Origin of the sequence: Collimonas sp. PA-H2 (assembly GCF_002564105.1) — a bacterium.
Lineage (GTDB): Bacteria > Pseudomonadota > Gammaproteobacteria > Burkholderiales > Burkholderiaceae_D > Collimonas.
In genome coordinates this window covers 3658029-3675038 of record NZ_PDBX01000001.1, presented here as the reverse complement: position 1 = coordinate 3675038, position 17010 = coordinate 3658029, and the positions used below count along the sequence as shown (strand labels likewise).

Annotated in this window: 16 protein-coding genes; 6 read left to right on the top strand and 10 right to left on the bottom strand. The window is 59.5% G+C overall.

Features of this window, described 5'->3' with window-relative positions:
* Positions 1-64: 64 nt before the first annotated feature.
* The gene (locus BCF11_RS16825) at positions 65-925 is read left to right on the top strand and encodes a PhzF family phenazine biosynthesis protein (RefSeq protein WP_098495758.1); all 861 of its coding nucleotides are present in this window, start codon (positions 65-67) and stop codon (positions 923-925) included.
* 13 nt (positions 926-938) lie between these two features.
* Here the strand turns inward: BCF11_RS16825 and BCF11_RS16820 are convergent, their stop codons facing one another.
* Complete coding sequence (locus BCF11_RS16820; protein WP_098495757.1) at positions 939-2174, bottom strand: NADH:flavin oxidoreductase/NADH oxidase family protein; 1236 nt, start codon at positions 2172-2174, stop codon at positions 939-941.
* 69 nt (positions 2175-2243) lie between these two features.
* On the opposite strand from BCF11_RS16820, the gene BCF11_RS16815 reads away from it, so the two are divergent.
* A complete protein-coding gene (locus BCF11_RS16815; protein WP_098495756.1) occupies positions 2244-2681 on the top strand; it encodes a MerR family transcriptional regulator in 438 nt (145 codons plus the stop codon).
* Between the two features lie 35 nt (positions 2682-2716).
* Here the strand turns inward: BCF11_RS16815 and BCF11_RS16810 are convergent, their stop codons facing one another.
* A complete protein-coding gene (locus tag BCF11_RS16810) occupies positions 2717-3103 on the bottom strand; it encodes a nucleotide pyrophosphohydrolase (RefSeq protein WP_098495755.1) in 387 nt (128 codons plus the stop codon).
* 228 nt (positions 3104-3331) lie between these two features.
* Here BCF11_RS16810 and BCF11_RS16805 point away from each other — a divergent pair, with 228 nt between their 5' ends.
* The gene (locus BCF11_RS16805; RefSeq protein WP_369827774.1) at positions 3332-4735 is read left to right on the top strand and encodes a GGDEF domain-containing protein; all 1404 of its coding nucleotides are present in this window, start codon (positions 3332-3334) and stop codon (positions 4733-4735) included.
* A 23-nt stretch (positions 4736-4758) separates the two neighbouring features.
* Here BCF11_RS16805 and BCF11_RS16800 read toward each other — a convergent pair whose 3' ends face one another.
* From BCF11_RS16800 to pepN, 4 genes are all read right to left on the bottom strand, one after another.
* Entirely contained in the window at positions 4759-5316 is a 558-nt protein-coding gene (locus BCF11_RS16800) for a DUF2726 domain-containing protein (RefSeq protein ID WP_158229217.1), read from the bottom strand.
* 229 nt (positions 5317-5545) lie between these two features.
* A complete protein-coding gene (locus tag BCF11_RS16795) occupies positions 5546-5830 on the bottom strand; it encodes a hypothetical protein (protein ID WP_098495752.1) in 285 nt (94 codons plus the stop codon).
* Between the two features lie 151 nt (positions 5831-5981).
* Positions 5982-6983, bottom strand: a complete 1002-nt coding sequence (locus BCF11_RS16790) for a class 1 fructose-bisphosphatase (RefSeq protein WP_098495751.1) — start codon at positions 6981-6983, stop codon at positions 5982-5984.
* A 67-nt stretch (positions 6984-7050) separates the two neighbouring features.
* A complete protein-coding gene (gene pepN / locus BCF11_RS16785; RefSeq protein WP_098495750.1) occupies positions 7051-9762 on the bottom strand; it encodes an aminopeptidase N in 2712 nt (903 codons plus the stop codon).
* A 504-nt stretch (positions 9763-10266) separates the two neighbouring features.
* Here pepN and BCF11_RS16780 point away from each other — a divergent pair.
* Positions 10267-10908: a DUF4136 domain-containing protein gene (locus BCF11_RS16780; protein WP_098495749.1), complete on the top strand. Its 642-nt coding sequence runs from the start codon at positions 10267-10269 to the stop codon at positions 10906-10908.
* Positions 10909-10982: 74 nt separating this feature from the next.
* On the opposite strand, the gene BCF11_RS16775 is transcribed toward BCF11_RS16780, so the two are convergent.
* The 4 genes from BCF11_RS16775 to BCF11_RS16760 all read right to left on the bottom strand — a co-directional run bounded on the left by BCF11_RS16775 (position 10983) and on the right by BCF11_RS16760 (position 14811).
* The gene (locus BCF11_RS16775; protein ID WP_098495748.1) at positions 10983-11162 is read right to left on the bottom strand and encodes a hypothetical protein; all 180 of its coding nucleotides are present in this window, start codon (positions 11160-11162) and stop codon (positions 10983-10985) included.
* A gap of 59 nt (positions 11163-11221) precedes the next feature.
* A complete protein-coding gene (locus BCF11_RS16770; protein ID WP_098495747.1) occupies positions 11222-12196 on the bottom strand; it encodes a quinone oxidoreductase in 975 nt (324 codons plus the stop codon).
* Positions 12197-12279: 83 nt separating this feature from the next.
* A complete protein-coding gene (locus BCF11_RS16765) occupies positions 12280-13191 on the bottom strand; it encodes a DMT family transporter (RefSeq protein WP_098495746.1) in 912 nt (303 codons plus the stop codon).
* A gap of 129 nt (positions 13192-13320) precedes the next feature.
* Positions 13321-14811, bottom strand: coding sequence for a helicase HerA-like C-terminal domain-containing protein (locus tag BCF11_RS16760; protein ID WP_098495745.1), 1491 nt, complete (start codon positions 14809-14811; stop codon positions 13321-13323).
* 91 nt (positions 14812-14902) lie between these two features.
* On the opposite strand from BCF11_RS16760, the gene BCF11_RS16755 reads away from it, so the two are divergent.
* Positions 14903-15628, top strand: coding sequence for a YebC/PmpR family DNA-binding transcriptional regulator (locus tag BCF11_RS16755; RefSeq protein ID WP_098495744.1), 726 nt, complete (start codon positions 14903-14905; stop codon positions 15626-15628).
* A 26-nt stretch (positions 15629-15654) separates the two neighbouring features.
* Entirely contained in the window at positions 15655-16929 is a 1275-nt protein-coding gene (purD, locus tag BCF11_RS16750; protein ID WP_098495743.1) for a phosphoribosylamine--glycine ligase, read from the top strand.
* Positions 16930-17010 lie beyond the last annotated feature (81 nt).

Here is a 17010-nt window from a genome sequence, read left to right as displayed (position 1 = left end):
CAGGTACAGGGCGTGCAGTTTTTTCAACTCCTTTTTCAACTCACTACAGAACCACAGGACATCCATGAGCACTTATGCCTTCCGGCTCCTCAACGTTTTCGCGGAATCCACTTTCGGCGGCAACCAGCTGTGCGTATTTGAAGATGCACGCGGCATGGACGACGCCACCATGCGGGCGCTGGCGTTGCAGTTCAACCTCTCGGAAACCACCTTCATCCTGCCTTCGGAACAGGCCGATGCAAAGGTGCGCATCTTCACGCCCGACTATGAAATGCGCTTTGCCGGCCATCCGACGCTGGGCACGGCCCAGGTGGTGCGGGAGCTGGCCGGCACTGGCGATGCCTTGACGCTGGAATTCAAGGCCGGCGTGGTGCCGGTACGCGCGGAAGGTAATGTCTGGACCTTGACCGCGCCGCAGCCGGACGGCTTGAAGACCGCACCGGAGAACATGACAAGCACCGCGATGGCGGCATTGCTAGGCTTGCATCCGGATGAGGTGCTGGACGCGCCTTTATGGGTGGACACCGGCAGCGATCAGTTATTGGTGGCGCTGCGCAGCGTCGATGCGGTACAGCGCGCCTGTCCCGACAGCGGGCAGCTCGATGCCTGGCCGGTCAGCAGCCTGGAACGTAAGACAGTCTATGTGTTTGCTTTCGATCCTGAGCGTCCGGGCCGGGTGGTATCACGTTACTTCTTCGCCAAGGCCGGCGGCGGCGTGGCCGAGGATCCCGGCACCGGCTCGGCCTGCGCCAATCTCGGCGGCTGGCTGATCGCCAAGGGCCATGCGCTGCCGCTGCAATACCAGATTGAACAGGGTGCGGCGGTCAAGCGCCCTTGCCTGCTGCGCCTGCAAGTAACGGCCGACGCCGCGATCCAGGTGGGCGGCAATGTCATCGAACTGGGTCGCGGCACCATCACCTTATAAGCGCATGCACGCTTCAGGCGCGCGCCTGCGACCAGCGCCGGTAGCGCCGCGTCAGCCGCCGCGTACGCAGCTGGTCGACGATCAGGCTCAGCAACGGTGAATGATTGCCGCTCATGCTGCGGCTGGCGCCCAGCAAGCGCAAGCGGCGCTTGACCAGGGCCATGCGCGCCACTGCCGCCATGACCTGGTCTTTCCAGTCGACTTGCGGACTGTGCGCAGCCTGATCGCCGCCGGCCCGCCATTGCGCCGGCAGGTCAGGCGCCAGCGCCAGTGCGGTGGCCATGCCAGCCACGGCTACTCCTCCAGCCAGCACTTGCTCGGCAACCGCCCTGCGCCGGATGCCGCCGGTGGTCATCAGCGGCATGCGGGCAACGCCGGCCAGTTCTTTGGCGAACTCTAGGAAATAGGCTTCGCGCGCCAGGCTGCGGCCATCGGCGGTTTTTCCTTGCATGGCCGGGCTTTCATAGCTGCCGCCAGACAGCTCGACCAGGTCCACGGAGAGTTCGTTCAGCCACAGAATCACTTGCCGCGCATCGTCTTCGGTAAAGCCGCCGCGCTGGAAATCGGCGGAGTTCAGCTTCACCGCCACGCAAAACCCGGCCGAGACTGTTGCTCTTACCGCGCGCACCACATCCAGCAACAGACGCGCCCGGTTGGCCAGGCCGCCGCCCCAGTCATCCTGGCGCTGATTGCTGAGCGGCGACAGGAACTGCGATATCAGGTAGCCATGCGCGGCGTGAATCTCGACGCCGTTGAAGCCGGCGCGCTCAGCGGCGGCGGCAGTGGCGGCGAAACGGCCGACCACTTCCTCAATCTCGGCGCCGCTCATGGCTTTCGGCTGCACAAACAGCTTGCTGTGCTTGCCCATGTCCAGCGCCACCGCCGAAGGCGCCCAGGCGCGGCCGCCCATGGCCGCCATCACCTGGCGGCCTGGATGGTTGATCTGCATCCACACTTGCGCGCCCTTGTGCTTGGCGGCGTCGGCCCATTGCCTGAAAAGCTCCAACGGGGTGTCGGCTTCCAGCACGATACCGCCCGGACCGGTCAGCGCCGCGCCGTCGATCATGACGTTGCCGGTGATGATCAGCCCGGCGCCGCCCTCGGCCCAGGCCTGGTACAAACGCCGTATCGCCGGACCGGGCAGCTGTCCCACATCGGCCATGTTTTCTTCCATGGCGGCCTTGGCCAGGCGGTTGGGCAGCACGCTGCCATTCGGTAGTTGCAAGCTTGAAAACAGGGCTGATTGCATGGCGGATCCGTCAACGAAAGGTGGAAATACTGTATCCTAAGTTTAAAGTCAACTTGAAGGTCAAGCATTATGAAGATCGGGGAACTGGCGGAAAAAACCGGCGTGGCGCCCTCCGCCATCCGCTACTACGAGCAAAGCGGCCTGCTGCCCAAGGCGCAACGCGGCGCCAACGGCTATCGCGAATATGCCGATGCAGCTGTGGAACGTCTGCGGCGGATCCAGATGGCGCAGGGGCTGGGCTTTTCGCTGGATGCGATACGCAGCGTATTTGCCAGTCACGAGGACCTGGCCAAAGATGAGTTGCTGAGCAAGCTGGACGGCCGGCTGCAAGAGATTGAACAGCTCATGGGTACCTTGCGCCAGCAGCAGCAACACTTGCTGGCCCTACGCGTCACGCTGCGTGACAGCTGGGCCGAAGGCGAGTGCCTGAATGCAGACGCCTTGGCGCCAGACAAACTGGCCAAGCCGGTTCGCCCGCATCGCCCTAAGGCCAATGTCCACGGCTGACTGATGGCGCAACGGCCACCCGACCTGCGGAAGCGTCAGGGATTTTTGTATTCGTAGTATTTGCGCGCATCGCCGCGCACTTGATCGGCCGGATACTTGGCACGGTTAAGCACCATTTTTTCTGCCACTGCCGCGTTGAGATCGATATCCAGCTTATCAGCCAGCCGGATCAGATAAACCAGCACATCGGCCATTTCATGCCCGACCTGCTGCAGCTTGTCCGGGCCAAGTTCCTCGCTGCTGCCGGTTTGCAGCCATTGAAAATGTTCCAGCAGTTCGGCCGCCTCGACGCATAGTGCGGACGACAGGTTTTTCGGGGTATGAAACTGGTCCCAGTCGCGCTCGTCGACGAAAACGCGAATTTCCTCGCGCAGTTTGGCAAATTCGCCCCCGTATTCACCCTTGCCTGGCTGATCACTCATGCTGAAACTCCCTGTTGAATTTCCCGACATCATATATGCAGCCGGGACAAAAATACGATCCTGCTCCGACTGTTAAAAGTAATAGATTAACAATCGATTCCACACAAAACCCTATCGAAACAGGAAAATCTTTGTTACCTTGCGTATAGGAACATGTTCCTACAGACATTTTGTGAACTGCCGTGCCGCCGTTACCTGACGGAATTATCATCTGGACCAAGGATGCATATGGACATGAGCGCAAAAATCGGCGAACGGCCTGAAACCATTCGCCGGGTTACCAAAATCTATGCCGCTTTCCTGATCGCCGGCTTCGCCCTGTCGCCAGCCTTTCTGATCGCCTACCTGTATTTTTTCCAGGATCCGACGCTCAAATTCGAAAATCACCTGTTCCATGAAATCGCGATTACCGGCGCCACCATCGAAGGCCTGTTCGTTACCTATGTCAGCTGGCGCTGCTATCTGTCGTCGGGAGAACCGCTGCTGCGCTGGCTGACTCTGGGCTTCCTCGGCTTCACCCTGATCTATGTGCTGCACGGCGCATTCACCGGCCTGGCGCACCATAATATCTGGCTGTTCCTGCTGTATGGCCCCGCCTCGCGGCTGGCGATGGCGATCCTGCTGCTGATCGGTTTATTGTCCTTCAACCAGGAACCCGACACCCCCGTACAACGGACCAATCCGCGCACATGGCTGGCCTGGATAGCGGCGTTTCTGGTGATTGACGTGGCGGTGGCGATTGCCGCCAGTTCGCCGATCGCAAGCAGCCCGGCATTGCGGCTGGCGATGGAGGGAGGCGCGTTGATGTTTGCGGCGATCAACCTCACCGTCATGCTGATAGGGCGGATCCGCTCACCGCTGATGACGATTTTCGGGATCTCCATCGCCTTGTTTGGCCTGTCCTCGCTAGCCTTCATTCTCGGCAAGCCGTGGAATCATATGTGGTGGCTGGCGCACGCGATCTTTGCCGGCGGCTTTTTCATCCTCAGCTACGGCATCGTCAAGGCGTTCCACACCACGCGCTCGTTCGCCAATATCTATAACCAGGAAGAGATGGTGAACCGCCTGGCGATGGCCATGGTGAGGACCGAAAACGCTCTGCAGGAACTGCAGCGCAGCAACCAGATGCTGGAGCACCTGGCATCGACCGATCCGCTCACCGGCGCCGCCAACCGCCGTCACTTCATCGAACGGGTCGATGCCGAGATCGCCCGGGCCAAGCGCGATAATCTGTCATTCGCATTGCTGGCGCTGGACCTGGATAATTTCAAGGCGATCAACGACCGTTACGGCCATCAGGTGGGGGACCAGGTACTGCAGGGCTTCGTGCAGAAATGCACGGAACAGATCCGTCCCTACGATAGCGTGGCGCGCATGGGCGGCGAAGAGTTCATGGTATTGCTGCCGCTGGCGACGCAGGAACTGGCGGTGACGATAGGGGAACGGATCCGTTCGGCGACCGAAAACGCCGTATTCGAAAGCATCCTGATTCCCAAGCTGACGCTGACGGTGAGTATCGGCGTGTCCCAGTTCGGGCTCGACGGCACTACGATCGACACCATATTCCGGGCCGCCGATGAACGCCTTTACCGCGCCAAGGACCAGGGCAGGAACTGCGTGATTACGGCATAAGCCGGGCGCCAAGCACTGCTGGCTTAGCCGGCGCCGGTATTCCGGTATCTGCCGATGCCGATGCCGAAGATGCTGGTCTGATGGCTTTTGCTTTTCACCACGCGCAGCTTCTTGCTCGGGTCCAGCAAGGTGAAGCGCTCCCTGATATCGGCTTCGCTGGGCAAGGAATTGGCGCGCCAGCGGATGATATCGATGCCGGCCTTTTTCAGCGCCTTGTACTTTCTTTCATCTTCCTTGCTGACGATCTTGGAGCTGTAGTTTTTAGTATCGATTTCGATCACCGCAACCACGTCACTGGCTTTATCGCACACTACAAAATCGAGATTCTTCGAGGTCATGGAATCCAGGCCGCCGCTATCCTTGGTGCCCAGGCAGCGGCCCAGGCTGACTTGCGCCAGCACCATATGGTCCGGCAAGGCGCCGACCAGCCGCCAGTACAGGACTTGCTCGTGGTTCGACAGAGGTTTTTTCTTGATGTACTCGCGGCGATTCTGCTGTGCCGCCTGCTTCTCTCTGGTGAGCACGGTAATAATCGCCAAGATGATGAGCGTCAGCACCGTCAGTGTGATGATTGCCTTCATTATTCTGTTCCCCTGGTTGAATGCAGCGGCCATTATATTTCCATATAGAAATATAATGAAGACAAAAATGTAAAGCTAGAGGGATAGTACGAGAAGATGCGGGAGGGATGGCAGCGGCAGGGGAAGGAGCTGGCGCGGATGCGCGAATTACCATTGTCGCCATGAAACTGCCGGCGCGCCGCGCTGACAGCTTCGATAAACCGGTAAAACTATGCTGATAACTATGTCGTTAAGCGCTTAAACCGAAAATCGCGTCGTAGCCGTTCTTGACCCGGTCGATTTCCTTCAGCTCATTGCTCAGCTCCAGGTCTTCCAGCTCTTCCACCGCGTTGTTGAACTGCTTGCGGTCGGCGGCGCCGATAACACGGTAAATCTCTTGCTTCGCATTGAGGACAGCGATCAGCATCTGTTCTTGCCGCACCAGCTTCTCTTCCGCGATGGTGATCAGCAGGTTGGTCATGATGTCTTTGTCGAACTCGGGGATGCTCTTATCTCCGACTAGTGCAGTTTTCAATCTTTTCCTCTTATTTCTATCAATGTGTGTTGCGGTAAAGCGTTTGCTGCAAAGCATTTGCTGCCAGAGCGCGATTCTACAACGCCTGGCATTTCATTGCCGCACAAGGCCAGGTCTCCTGCTCTGACCCGGCCCTGCGCCGCAGGTTCCCTTACTCCTGGTGATAGCGCGTCACCAGTTCCACTTCGCTCTTGGAACCGAGGAACACCGGCACGCGCTGATGCAGCTTCTCCGGCTGGATATCCAGGATCGCTTGCTTGCCGTCGGTAGCGGCGCCGCCTGCCTGTTCGACGATGAAGGCCATCGGATTGGCTTCATACATCAGGCGCAGCTTGCCTGGCTTGTCCGGTTCACGCGCATCGGCCGGATACATGAAGACGCCGCCGCGGTTCAGGATGCGATGGACGTCCGCCACCATCGAGGCGATCCAGCGCATGTTGAAATCCTTCTGGCGCGGACCGGTGCTGCCGGCCAGCATTTCATTGACATAGCGCGTGACCGGCGGATGCCAATGGCGGGCGTTGGAAGCGTTGATGGCAAATTCCTTGGTCTCGGCCGGAATCTGCATGTCGCGCTGGGTTAGCACCCACGAACCCATTTCGCGGTCCAGGGTGAAGCAGTGGACGCCATTGCCGGTGGTCAGCACCAGCATGGTTTGCGGACCGTAGACGGCGTAGCCGGCGGCAACCTGTTTGCGGCCGGATTGCATGAAATCTTGCTCGGTCGGCGTGGTCATGCCGTCGGGGGCCTTCAGCACCGAGAAAATGGTGCCGATCGAAACATTGACATCGATGTTGCTGGAGCCGTCGAGCGGATCGAACAGCAGCATGTATTCGCCTTGCGGATAGCGGTTGGGAATCGGATGGATGGATTCCATTTCTTCCGACGCCATCGCTGCCAGGTGGCCACCCCACTCATTGGCTTCCAGCAGGATTTCATTGGAAATGATATCCAGCTTTTTCTGTACTTCGCCCTGTACGTTTTCGCTGTCGGCGCTGCCCAGGACTTCGCCCAGCGCGCCCTTGCCCACCGCGTGGCTGATGGTTTTGCAGGCACGGCCCACCACTTCGATCAGCAGGCGCAGTTCGGCCGGGATACTGTTGTGCAAACGCTGTTGCTCGATCAGGTGCTGCGTAAGACTGATACGTTTCATATTGCTCTTTCTTCGTTGTAGCTGTTCGCCGCCGAGCTGGCATGCCAAGGCGGCGAAGCGGCCAAAATCAATTGGCTAATGCCTTGCCAATCACTTCCAGTACATCCTTCGATAAGTTTGGCGCTGCCGCCACCCGTTGCAGGGCGCCGCGCATTTTTTCCTGCAGCGCCGGGGCATATTTGCGCCAGCGGTCCATGCTGCGCGCCAGCCGCGAAGCCACTTGCGGATTGACGCTGTTGAGCGCGATCACCTGGTCGGCCCAGAATTCATAGCCGCTGCCGTCGGCCGCATGGAAATTGGCCGGGTTGCCGCTGCAGAAACTGAAAATCAGGCTGCGCGCGCGGTTCGGATTTTTCAGCGTGAAAGCCGGATGCTCGGCCAGGGTGCGGATAGTGGCGACGTCGGCGGTATAGGCCATGGCTTGCAGCGCAAACCACTTGTCGATCACCAGCGCTTCCTGTTCGAAGTCCAGGTAAAACTTTTCCAGCGCCGCAGCCTTGCCCGGTGCGCTGCTGTTGGTCAGCGCCACCAGCGCGGCCAGGCGGTCGGTCATGTTGTTGGCGTTGTCGTACTGCTGCTGCGCCAGCGCGTGGGCGGCGTCATCGTCGGCCTGGATCAGGTACGACAAGGCGACGTTCTTCAAGGCGCGCTTGCCGGCGGCATCGGCGTCCGGGCTGTAGTCGCCAGGGGTCTGGCTGGCGTGATAAGCGGCCAGCAGATCGTCCTTGAGCGCTGCGCCCAGTTTGCCGCGCAGGTATTGGCGCGCGCTGTGGATCGCTTGCGGATCGATGACTTCGGTCTGCTCGGCCAGCAAGGATTCCGACGGCAAGGTCAGCGCTTGCTCGCGGAAAGCAGGGTCCAGCGCACCGTCATTCAGGATCAGGCCAAGGGCCTGGCCCAGCGCCGCGCTGTTAGAAGCGGCGCTGTTCATGACTTCTTCCAACGCCACCACGTGGCCTGCCTGCGATGCTTGCTGTACTGCCGCGGTCAGCGCCAGCAGGCTGCGAGTCGCCAGGCGCTGGCCCGCTTCCCAGCGATTGAAGGCGTCGCTGTCGTGCGCCAGCAGGAAAGCCAGCTCGGCATCGCTGTATTCGACGTCCAGCACCACCGGCGCGGAGAAATTGCGCAGGATGGACGGCACCGGCGCTTCGGCGACATCGACAAAACGGAAAGTCTGCTGCGCCTTGATCAGCTCCAGTACGCGGGTAGTTTCGTTGCCGGCTTTACCTTTGCCGTCGGTGCTGAGGTGCAGCGCCAGGTCCTTGCCGCTGCTGTCGAGCAGGCCGACCGCGACCGGGATGTGGAACGGCAGTTTTTTGTTTTGTCCCGGTGTCGGCGCGCAAGTCTGCGACAGCGTCAGTTCGTAAGTCTTCTTGGCGGCGTCGTACTTGCCCTGCGCCTGCACCCGCGGCGTGCCGGCCTGGCTGTACCAGCGCTCGAACTGGCTCAGGTCGCGGCCGTTGGCGTCGACCATGGCGGCGCGGAAATCGTCGCACTCGACAGCCTGGCCGTCGTGGCGTTCGAAATACAGGTCCATGCCTTTGCGGAAGCCGTCGCGGCCGAACAAGGTCTGGTACATGCGCACTACTTCGGCGCCCTTTTCGTAGATCGTGACGGTGTAGAAATTATTGATTTCGACGTAGGAATCGGGACGCACCGAGTGCGCCATCGGACCTGCATCTTCCGGAAACTGCGCCTGGCGCAGGACGCGCACGTCGTCGATGCGCTTGACCGCGCGGCCGCTGTCGGTGCCGACCATGTCGGCCGAGAATTCCTGGTCGCGGAATACCGTCAGGCCTTCCTTCAGGGACAGCTGGAACCAGTCGCGGCAGGTGACGCGGTTGCCGGTCCAGTTGTGGAAATATTCGTGGCCGACCACTGCCTCGATATTGGCGTAGTCGACATCGGTGGCGATGCGCGAATTGGCCAGCACATACTTGGTGTTGAAAATGTTCAGGCCCTTGTTTTCCATCGCGCCCATGTTGAAGTCGCCGACGGCGACGATCATGAAGCGGTCCAGATCCAGCTCTAGGCCGAAGCGCTCTTCATCCCAGCGGATGCTGTTGACCAGGGAATCCATGGCGTGCTGGGTCTTGTCCAGGTTACTGTCTTCGACCCAGACCTGCAGCAAGACTTCGCGGCCGGATTTCAAGGTATATTTTTGTTCCTGGCAGACCAGGTCGCCGGCCACCAGCGCGAACAGGTAGGACGGCTTCTTGAACGGGTCTTCCCACTTGGCGTAGTGGCGGCCGTCGGCCAAGTCACCCTCTTCGATCAGGTTGCCGTTCGACAGCAGCACCGGATACTGCTTCTTGTCGGCGCGCAGCATGACGGTGTACTTGGCCATCACATCCGGACGGTCCGGGAAATAAGTGATCTTGCGGAAGCCTTCGGCCTCGCACTGGGTGAAGAAATTGCCGTTGGAAACGTACAAACCCATCAGCGAGGTATTCTTTTCCGGACTGGTCAAGGTTTCAATTTCCAGCACCACCTTGGCGGGCGCGGATGGAATCCGCAGCTTGCCGCCTTCCAGCTGGTACTGGCTGGCTTTCAGCTGCTTGCCGTTAAGGCGCAGCTGCACCAGTTCCAGCTCTTCGCCGAACAGCACGATTTCCTTGCTGGCGCTGGCCGGATTGCGGCGCATCGTGATACGGGTGGCAATGCGGGTAGCGGCCGGATCGAGATCGAAGCCCATGTCGACAGTGTCGACCAGGAAGGCGGGAACGGTGTAATCCTTACGATGGATGGTTGGAGGCGTGACGGAAGTATCGGTGCGCATAGGAGATGGTCGCTAAGGTGACGGGTTAATGGTGATAACGTCGGTTGACAACTATGGTTGGTAACGACAGTCGGCAACTAAGCTGTCTGCATGGGCGATAGCCCTGTGACTTGCCTAATGACGTGCTGGTCAGTCTTAATCAGTGTTAATAATTCGGGCAGACAGTGATTCTACCAATCAAAGCGCAAAGCATCATCCAATTTGAGGGAGATATGCACTGTATCGCCAAACAATAAATATTAATTAGATAATATAATAATAGGTAATAGAAGTTGCCATAATATTAGCTAGCCATCTGCGTTACGGAATGAATCGCTGGCGCAAGTTACAGATCGTGACAATGCGATAGAGCAGCACTATCAAGACTTGGCTAAAATGGTGTTATCAAGCTGTTCTTTCAGCCTCCAGCCAGAAGACCGCTCGTCCCATGTGCCAGCTGCCGCCCTTGCCTATCAGGCAAGTCTCGGAATTGCACCGCACATCCCCCCACGAAGAGGAATCGCAATGAAACGCATCATCAGTCTCTGTTTCGCCTCGCTGTTATTGCTGCTAGGCGGCTGCACCACTGTCGTCAGCAGCAATGTCACTGCATTTAACGAATGGCCGGCGGACTTGCCGAACAAATCCTTCGTATTCGAGCATACCGATGCACAAAACAATGATCTGGAATACCGCAACTACGAAGGTCTGGTGCGGAGCGAATTGCAACGCCTGGGATTTGTGCAGCAGGATAACGCCACCGCTGCGCAACTGAAGGTAGCCCTGAAATACGACATCACCGCGCGCGATGTCCATGTCGTCGAACCGGTGGTGGCGGATCCGATGTGGTACGGCCCGTACGGTCCTTACGGCTGGGGACGCTACGGTCCGCGCTATTTCGACCCCTTCTACGATCCGTTCTGGTACGGACCGCAAGTGGTCGGCCAGCGCGAATATGACTATCAACTGTTTCTGCGTCGCTTGAATATCACGATCACGCGCGCCGCCGGCGGCCAGAAACTGTATGACGTCAGCGTCAGCAGCGAAGGAAAAATGAGTTCGCTGCCTGCCGTGATGCCATATCTGGTGCGCAGCGCCTTTACCGATTTCCCGGGCAAGAGCGGCGTGCCGCATGTGGTCAAAATAAAGGTGGAAGACCAGCAGTAAACACCGGCCATGAAAAAACGGCCTGTGCTCCCGCACCAGCGGGGTCACAGGCCGTTTTCATATGCAGAGACGACTTAGCTATAAAACCATTCGCTGGCAAAGGTAATGAAACCAATCAGTATCACCGCCAGCACCAGCACAATCAGCAGACGGCCGAATTTGGGCGTGCCGTCGCTACCGGCCGGCAACTCCTCCGGATGGTTCATCGGATTTTCCAGCCCGGCCTGCGGCTGCTCTTTCATGGGGTCATTCATTCATGCCTCAGTAGCTCAGTAGATGACGCGTAACGCATTGGCCCGGCTCCGCGATAGCCTCAGGGAACCAGGATGGTGGAACCGGTGGTCTTGCGCCCCTCCAGGTCCGCATGCGCCTGCGCCACGTCTTTCAGGGCATAGCGCTGGTTGATTTCAATCGTGATTTTTTTGCTCTCCACCATCTGGAACAGATCCGCAGCAGCGGCTTCCAGGTCGGCACGGGTCGAGACATAGCTCGGCAGCGACGGCCGGGTAATCGTCAGCGAACCGCGCGACGCCAGTTCATTGAGGCTGAACGGCGGCACCGCACCTGAGGCATTGCCGAAACTGACCATGGTGCCCAGCGGCGCCAGGCAATCCAGCGAGCCGATGAAGGTATCCTTGCCGATCGAGTCATACACTACCGGCACGCCCTTGCCGCCAGTGATTTCCCGCACCCGCTCGACAAAATTCTCGGTCTTGTAGTTGATTACATGGGTACAGCCGGCCGCCGTCGCCAGCGCTGCTTTTTCAGCCGAGCTGACGGTGCCGATCATGGTCACCCCGAGCGCCCGCGCCCATTGGCTGGCGATCAGGCCGACGCCGCCGGCGGCGGCGTGGAACAGGATGGTTTCGCCGCCGCGCAGGGGGAAGGTGCGGCGGAACAGATACTGAGCGGTCAAACCTTGCAAGGTCATGGCGGCCGCGGTATCGAAGCTGATGGCATCGGGTAATTTGATCAGGAACGCGGCAGGCATCACGCGCGCCTCGGAATAGGCGCCGTTGGGCCGGGTCGCATAGGACACGCGGTCGCCGACTTTCACGTGCGTCACGCCCGCGCCGACTGCCTCGATCACACCGGCGGCTTCCTGGCCAAGGCCGCCCGGCAAGGGCTGCGGATACAGGCCGGTGCGGAAATAGACGTCGATAAAATTCAAGCCGCAGGCGACGTGCCGGATCCGGACTTCTCCCGGACCGGGGTCGCCAACTTCAACGTCGACATACTCCATGACTTCGGGACCGCCGGTTTTCGATATCCTGATTGCTTTTACCATGATTGCTTTCACCTCCTAATGATTCTCTTGTGCTATTGCTTAACATCGCATGAAACTGCAAAAATCATTATCTGACTGGGCTTTTACGCCTTCTTCTTTGAGATCAGATAAATCCCCACCAACACCAGACCGGTGCCTGTCAGCTGGATCACCGCAATCGGCTCCCCCAGGATCAGCGCACCTAAAAACAAGGTCGAAACCGGCCCCACCATGCCTGCCTGCGCCGCCGTCGCGGGGCCGATGCGCGCCACCGCGATCATCGTCAGGAACACCGGCAGCACCGTGCAAAACACTGCGTTAATCAATGACAAGCCATACACTTGCGGCAGCTGCTGCAACAGCACCGGCCAAGGCCGCAGCAGCAGGAACTGCACGATGCAGGCGGCACATGAAACACACATCGCATACGCCACCAGCCGCATCGCTCCGACCCGGCTCACCAGCTCGCCCGACAGCATCAGGTAGAGCGCATAGCTGACCGCTGCGCCCAGCACCAGCAAGCTTCCCAGGCCGATATTGGCGCCGCCCAGGCGCACGTCATGCAAAAACACCAGCACCGTTCCCAGATAGGAAATCAGCACTGCAGCCCACTCCAGCCGGCTCACCCGGCGCTGATAAAAAAAGAAAGACATCAGCAGCACGAAGGACGGCGTCAAAAACAGTATCAAACGTTCCAGCCCGGCCGAAATATACTGCAAGCCGAGGAAATCAAGAAAACTCGACAGGTAATAGCCGATCAATCCCAGCACCACTATCCGCACCCGGTCCAGATTCGACAGCGGCGTTTCGCTGCGCGCCTTCCACACCGCCACCGCGGCAAACAAGGGCAAGGCGAACAGCATGCGAAAAGTAATCAGCAACACCGCATCGACCGGATAGCGATAAATCAGCTTGGCCACAATCGCCTTGGCTGAAAACAGAATCGCGCCGGCGACGGCAATTGCCAGGCCGCCAAGAAAAAGCTGGCGATCGACCGCCGGTAACTTGCTACTCATCGAATGCTCATGGGGGAATTGTAATGGGTATGTGAAGATCGCGTTGCTAAGGGATTGGATAGGAAAAAATGGCTATGCCATTTCTTCCTGTTCACGCGCTCACGGATTGCCTGCAAAGCGCAGGGGGGGTTACTTTTTCTTCAGCAAAGAGCCCAGCACGCCGCGTATCAGTTCGCGGCCGACTTGCGAACCGATGGTGCGTGCAGTCGATTTCACCACCGCCTGCACCACGCTGTCCTTGCGTCCGGAACCGCCGCCGAGCAAGCCGCCCAGGGCGCTGCCCCAGGAACTGACGGTAGCGCCTATCGATGAATCCGCGCCGTCTTTGGTCGCTGGCGCGCCGGCGCTGCGGCCTTTGAGTTTTTCGTAAGCGGACTCGCGATCGACCGCGTTTTCATAAACGCCGGCGACGATGGAAGTCGCCATCAGCTGCTTGCGTTCCTCATCCGTGATCGGCCCGATCTGCGACGCCGGCGGCAGGATGAAGGCGCGTTCGACAATGGTCGGACGGCCCTTCTCGTCGAGGAAAGATACCAGCGCTTCACCGACGCCAAGCTCGCTGATCACCTCCGCGGTGTTCAAGCCCGGATTGGCGCGAAAGGTGTCGGCAGCGGCTTGCACCGCTTTCTGGTCGCGCGGGGTATAGGCGCGCAGCGCATGCTGTACGCGATTGCCGAGCTGGCCCAGCACGGTGTCGGGAATGTCGAGCGGATTCTGGGTGACGAAGAAGACACCGACGCCCTTGGAACGGATCAGCCGCACCACTTGTTCGATCTTTTGCAGCAAAGGCTTGGGGGCTTCGCTGAACAGCAAATGCGCTTCATCAAAGAAAAACACCAGCTTGGGCTGGTCCAGGTCGCCCACCTCGGGCAAACGTTCAAACAGCTCCGACAGCATCCACAGCAAAAAGGTGGAATACAGGCGTGGCGCATTCATCAGCTTGTCCGCCGCCAGGATATTCACCACGCCCTTGCCGTTGCCATCGGTCTGGATCAGGTCGTCGATGTTCAGCATCGGTTCGCCGAAGAACTGCTCGCCGCCCTGTTCGCCGATGCCGATCAGGCCGCGCTGGATGGCGCCGATGCTGGCCGCCGAGATATTGCCGTATTCAGTCTGGAAGCTGGCGGCGTTGTCGCCGACATGCTGCAGCATGGCTCGCAAGTCTTTCAAATCCAGCAGCAGCAAACCGTTGTCGTCAGCGATCTTGAACACCAGCTGCAGCACGCCCTGCTGGGTATCGTTCAGGTTCAGCATGCGCGCCAGCAACAGCGGCCCCATGTCGGAAATGGTGGCTCGCACCGGATGGCCTTGCTGGCCGTAGACATCCCAGAAAGTGACCGGCGTCGCCGCCCACTGCGGTTCCTCGATGCCGAGCGCCTCCAGCCGCTGCTTCATCTTGCTGGAAGCGGCGCCGGCCTTGGCCATGCCGGACAGGTCTCCCTTGACGTCGGCCATGAACACCGGCACGCCGCGATCCGACAAGGCTTGCGCGATCACTTGTAAGGTCACGGTCTTGCCGGTACCGGTGGCGCCGGTAATGCAGCCGTGGCGGTTCACCAATGCCGGCAGGAGCATCAGGTCTTGCTGGGCATTTTTGGCTATCAGGAGAGGGTTTGACATGTTTTCGCTGACTCAGAAGTGGATTTCAAGAAAGGCCAATATGGTAAAATTGCACTTTGATTATAGCTAACTAGAGCAAGAAAGAACCATCATGGCTGGACACAGCAAATGGGCCAATATTAAACATAAGAAGGCCGCCACCGATGCCAAGCGCGGCAAAATCTGGACCCGCTTGATCAAGGAAATTACCGTTGCGGCCCGCATGGGCGGCGGCGACATCGACGCCAACCCGCGTTTGCGGCTGGCGGTAGACAAGGCGTCTGACGCCAACATGCCCAAGGATAACGTCACCCGCGCGATCCAGCGCGGCAGCGGCAGCCTGGACGGCGTCAACTATGAAGAAGTGCGCTACGAAGGCTATGGCATCAGCGGCGCGGCGATCATTGTAGATTGCATGACTGACAACAGAATCCGTACGGTGGCCGAAGTGCGCCACGCTTTTTCCAAGTTCGGCGGCAACATGGGCACCGAAGGTTCGGTGGCATTCATGTTCAAGCATTGCGGCCAGTTGCTGTTCGCGCCCGGCACCAATGAGGATGCCTTGATGGAAGCGGCGCTGGAAGCCGGCGCCGAAGACATCATCACCGACGAAGAAGGCGGCATCGAGGTCATTTCCGGCCCGCACGACTTTGCCGCACTGAAGCAAGCCCTGGAAAAGGCCGGCTTCAAGGCGGAAATGGCGGAAATCATCATGAAACCGGCCACCGAAACCGTGTTTACCGGCGACGACGCGGTCAAGATGCAAAAGCTGCTGGACGCGCTGGAAAACCTGGACGACGTACAAGAAATTTATAGCAACGCAGTCATTGAAGACTGATACTGAAGACAGATACACGGACTCATATGAAAATTCTGGTAGTGGGCTCTGGCGGCCGCGAGCATGCCCTGGCGTGGAAAATCGCCCAATCCCCGCGCATACAAACGGTCTTCGTCGCGCCTGGCAACGGCGGCACGGCGCTCGACCAGCGCCTGGAAAACATCAACATCACCGATCCGGTCGCCCTGGCGGATTTCGTCGAGAGCGAACATGTGGCGCTTACCGTGGTCGGCCCGGAAACTCCGCTGGCAGCAGGCATCGTCAACATTTTCCGGGCCCGCGGCCTGAAAATCTTCGGCCCGACGCGGGAAGCGGCGCAACTGGAAAGCTCCAAGGATTTCGCCAAGTCCTTCATGCAGCGGCATCACATCCCTACTGCTGAATACCAGACCTTCTCCGACGTCGCCGCGGCGCATCAGTATATTGACCAGAAAGGCGCACCGATCGTCATCAAGGCCGACGGCCTGGCTGCCGGCAAGGGTGTGGTCGTGGCCATGACGCTGGAAGAGGCGCACGGCGCGGTCGACATGATGCTGTCCGATAATCGCCTGGGCGATGCCGGCGCGCGCGTCGTGATCGAAGAATTCCTGGCCGGCGAAGAAGCCAGCTTCATCGTCATGGTGGACGGCAAAAACATCCTGGCGCTGGCGACCAGCCAGGACCACAAGCGTCTCAGGGACGATGACCAGGGACCGAATACCGGCGGCATGGGCGCGTATTCGCCGGCGCCTATCGTCACGCCGGCGCTGCATGCGCGCGTGATGCGTGAAATCATCACGCCGACCGTGCAAGGCATGGCCAAGGACGGCATTCCGTTCAGCGGCTTCCTGTATGCCGGCCTGATGATCGACGATAAAGGCAATCCGAAGACGCTGGAATTCAACTGCCGCATGGGCGATCCGGAAACCCAGCCGATCATGGCGCGCCTCAAGACCGACCTGCTGATGGTGATGGAACACGCTGTCAACGGCACGCTGGATACCATCGAGCTGGAATGGGATCGCCGCACCGCGCTGGGCGTGGTGATGGCGGCGTCCGGTTATCCGGACGCGCCGCGCAAGGATGACCTGATTTCCGGCATACCGCCTGAGAACGCCGATACCGTCACCTTTCACGCAGGCACCACCCTGACCGGCGAACGCCTGACCACTTCCGGCGGCCGCGTGCTGTGCGTGGTGGGCCTGGGCGACAGCGTCAAGATGGCGCAGAAACAAGCTTACGGCGTGGTCGACCTGATTCATTTCAGCGGCTCGCAGTTCCGCCGCGATATCGGCTGGCGTGCACTGAAAAAACACGCCTGAGCCAATTGACCGAATTGATTTATTGCTCCGTCATCCCCGCGAACGCGGGGATCCACCTTGCAGCCTAAATTGGATTCCCGC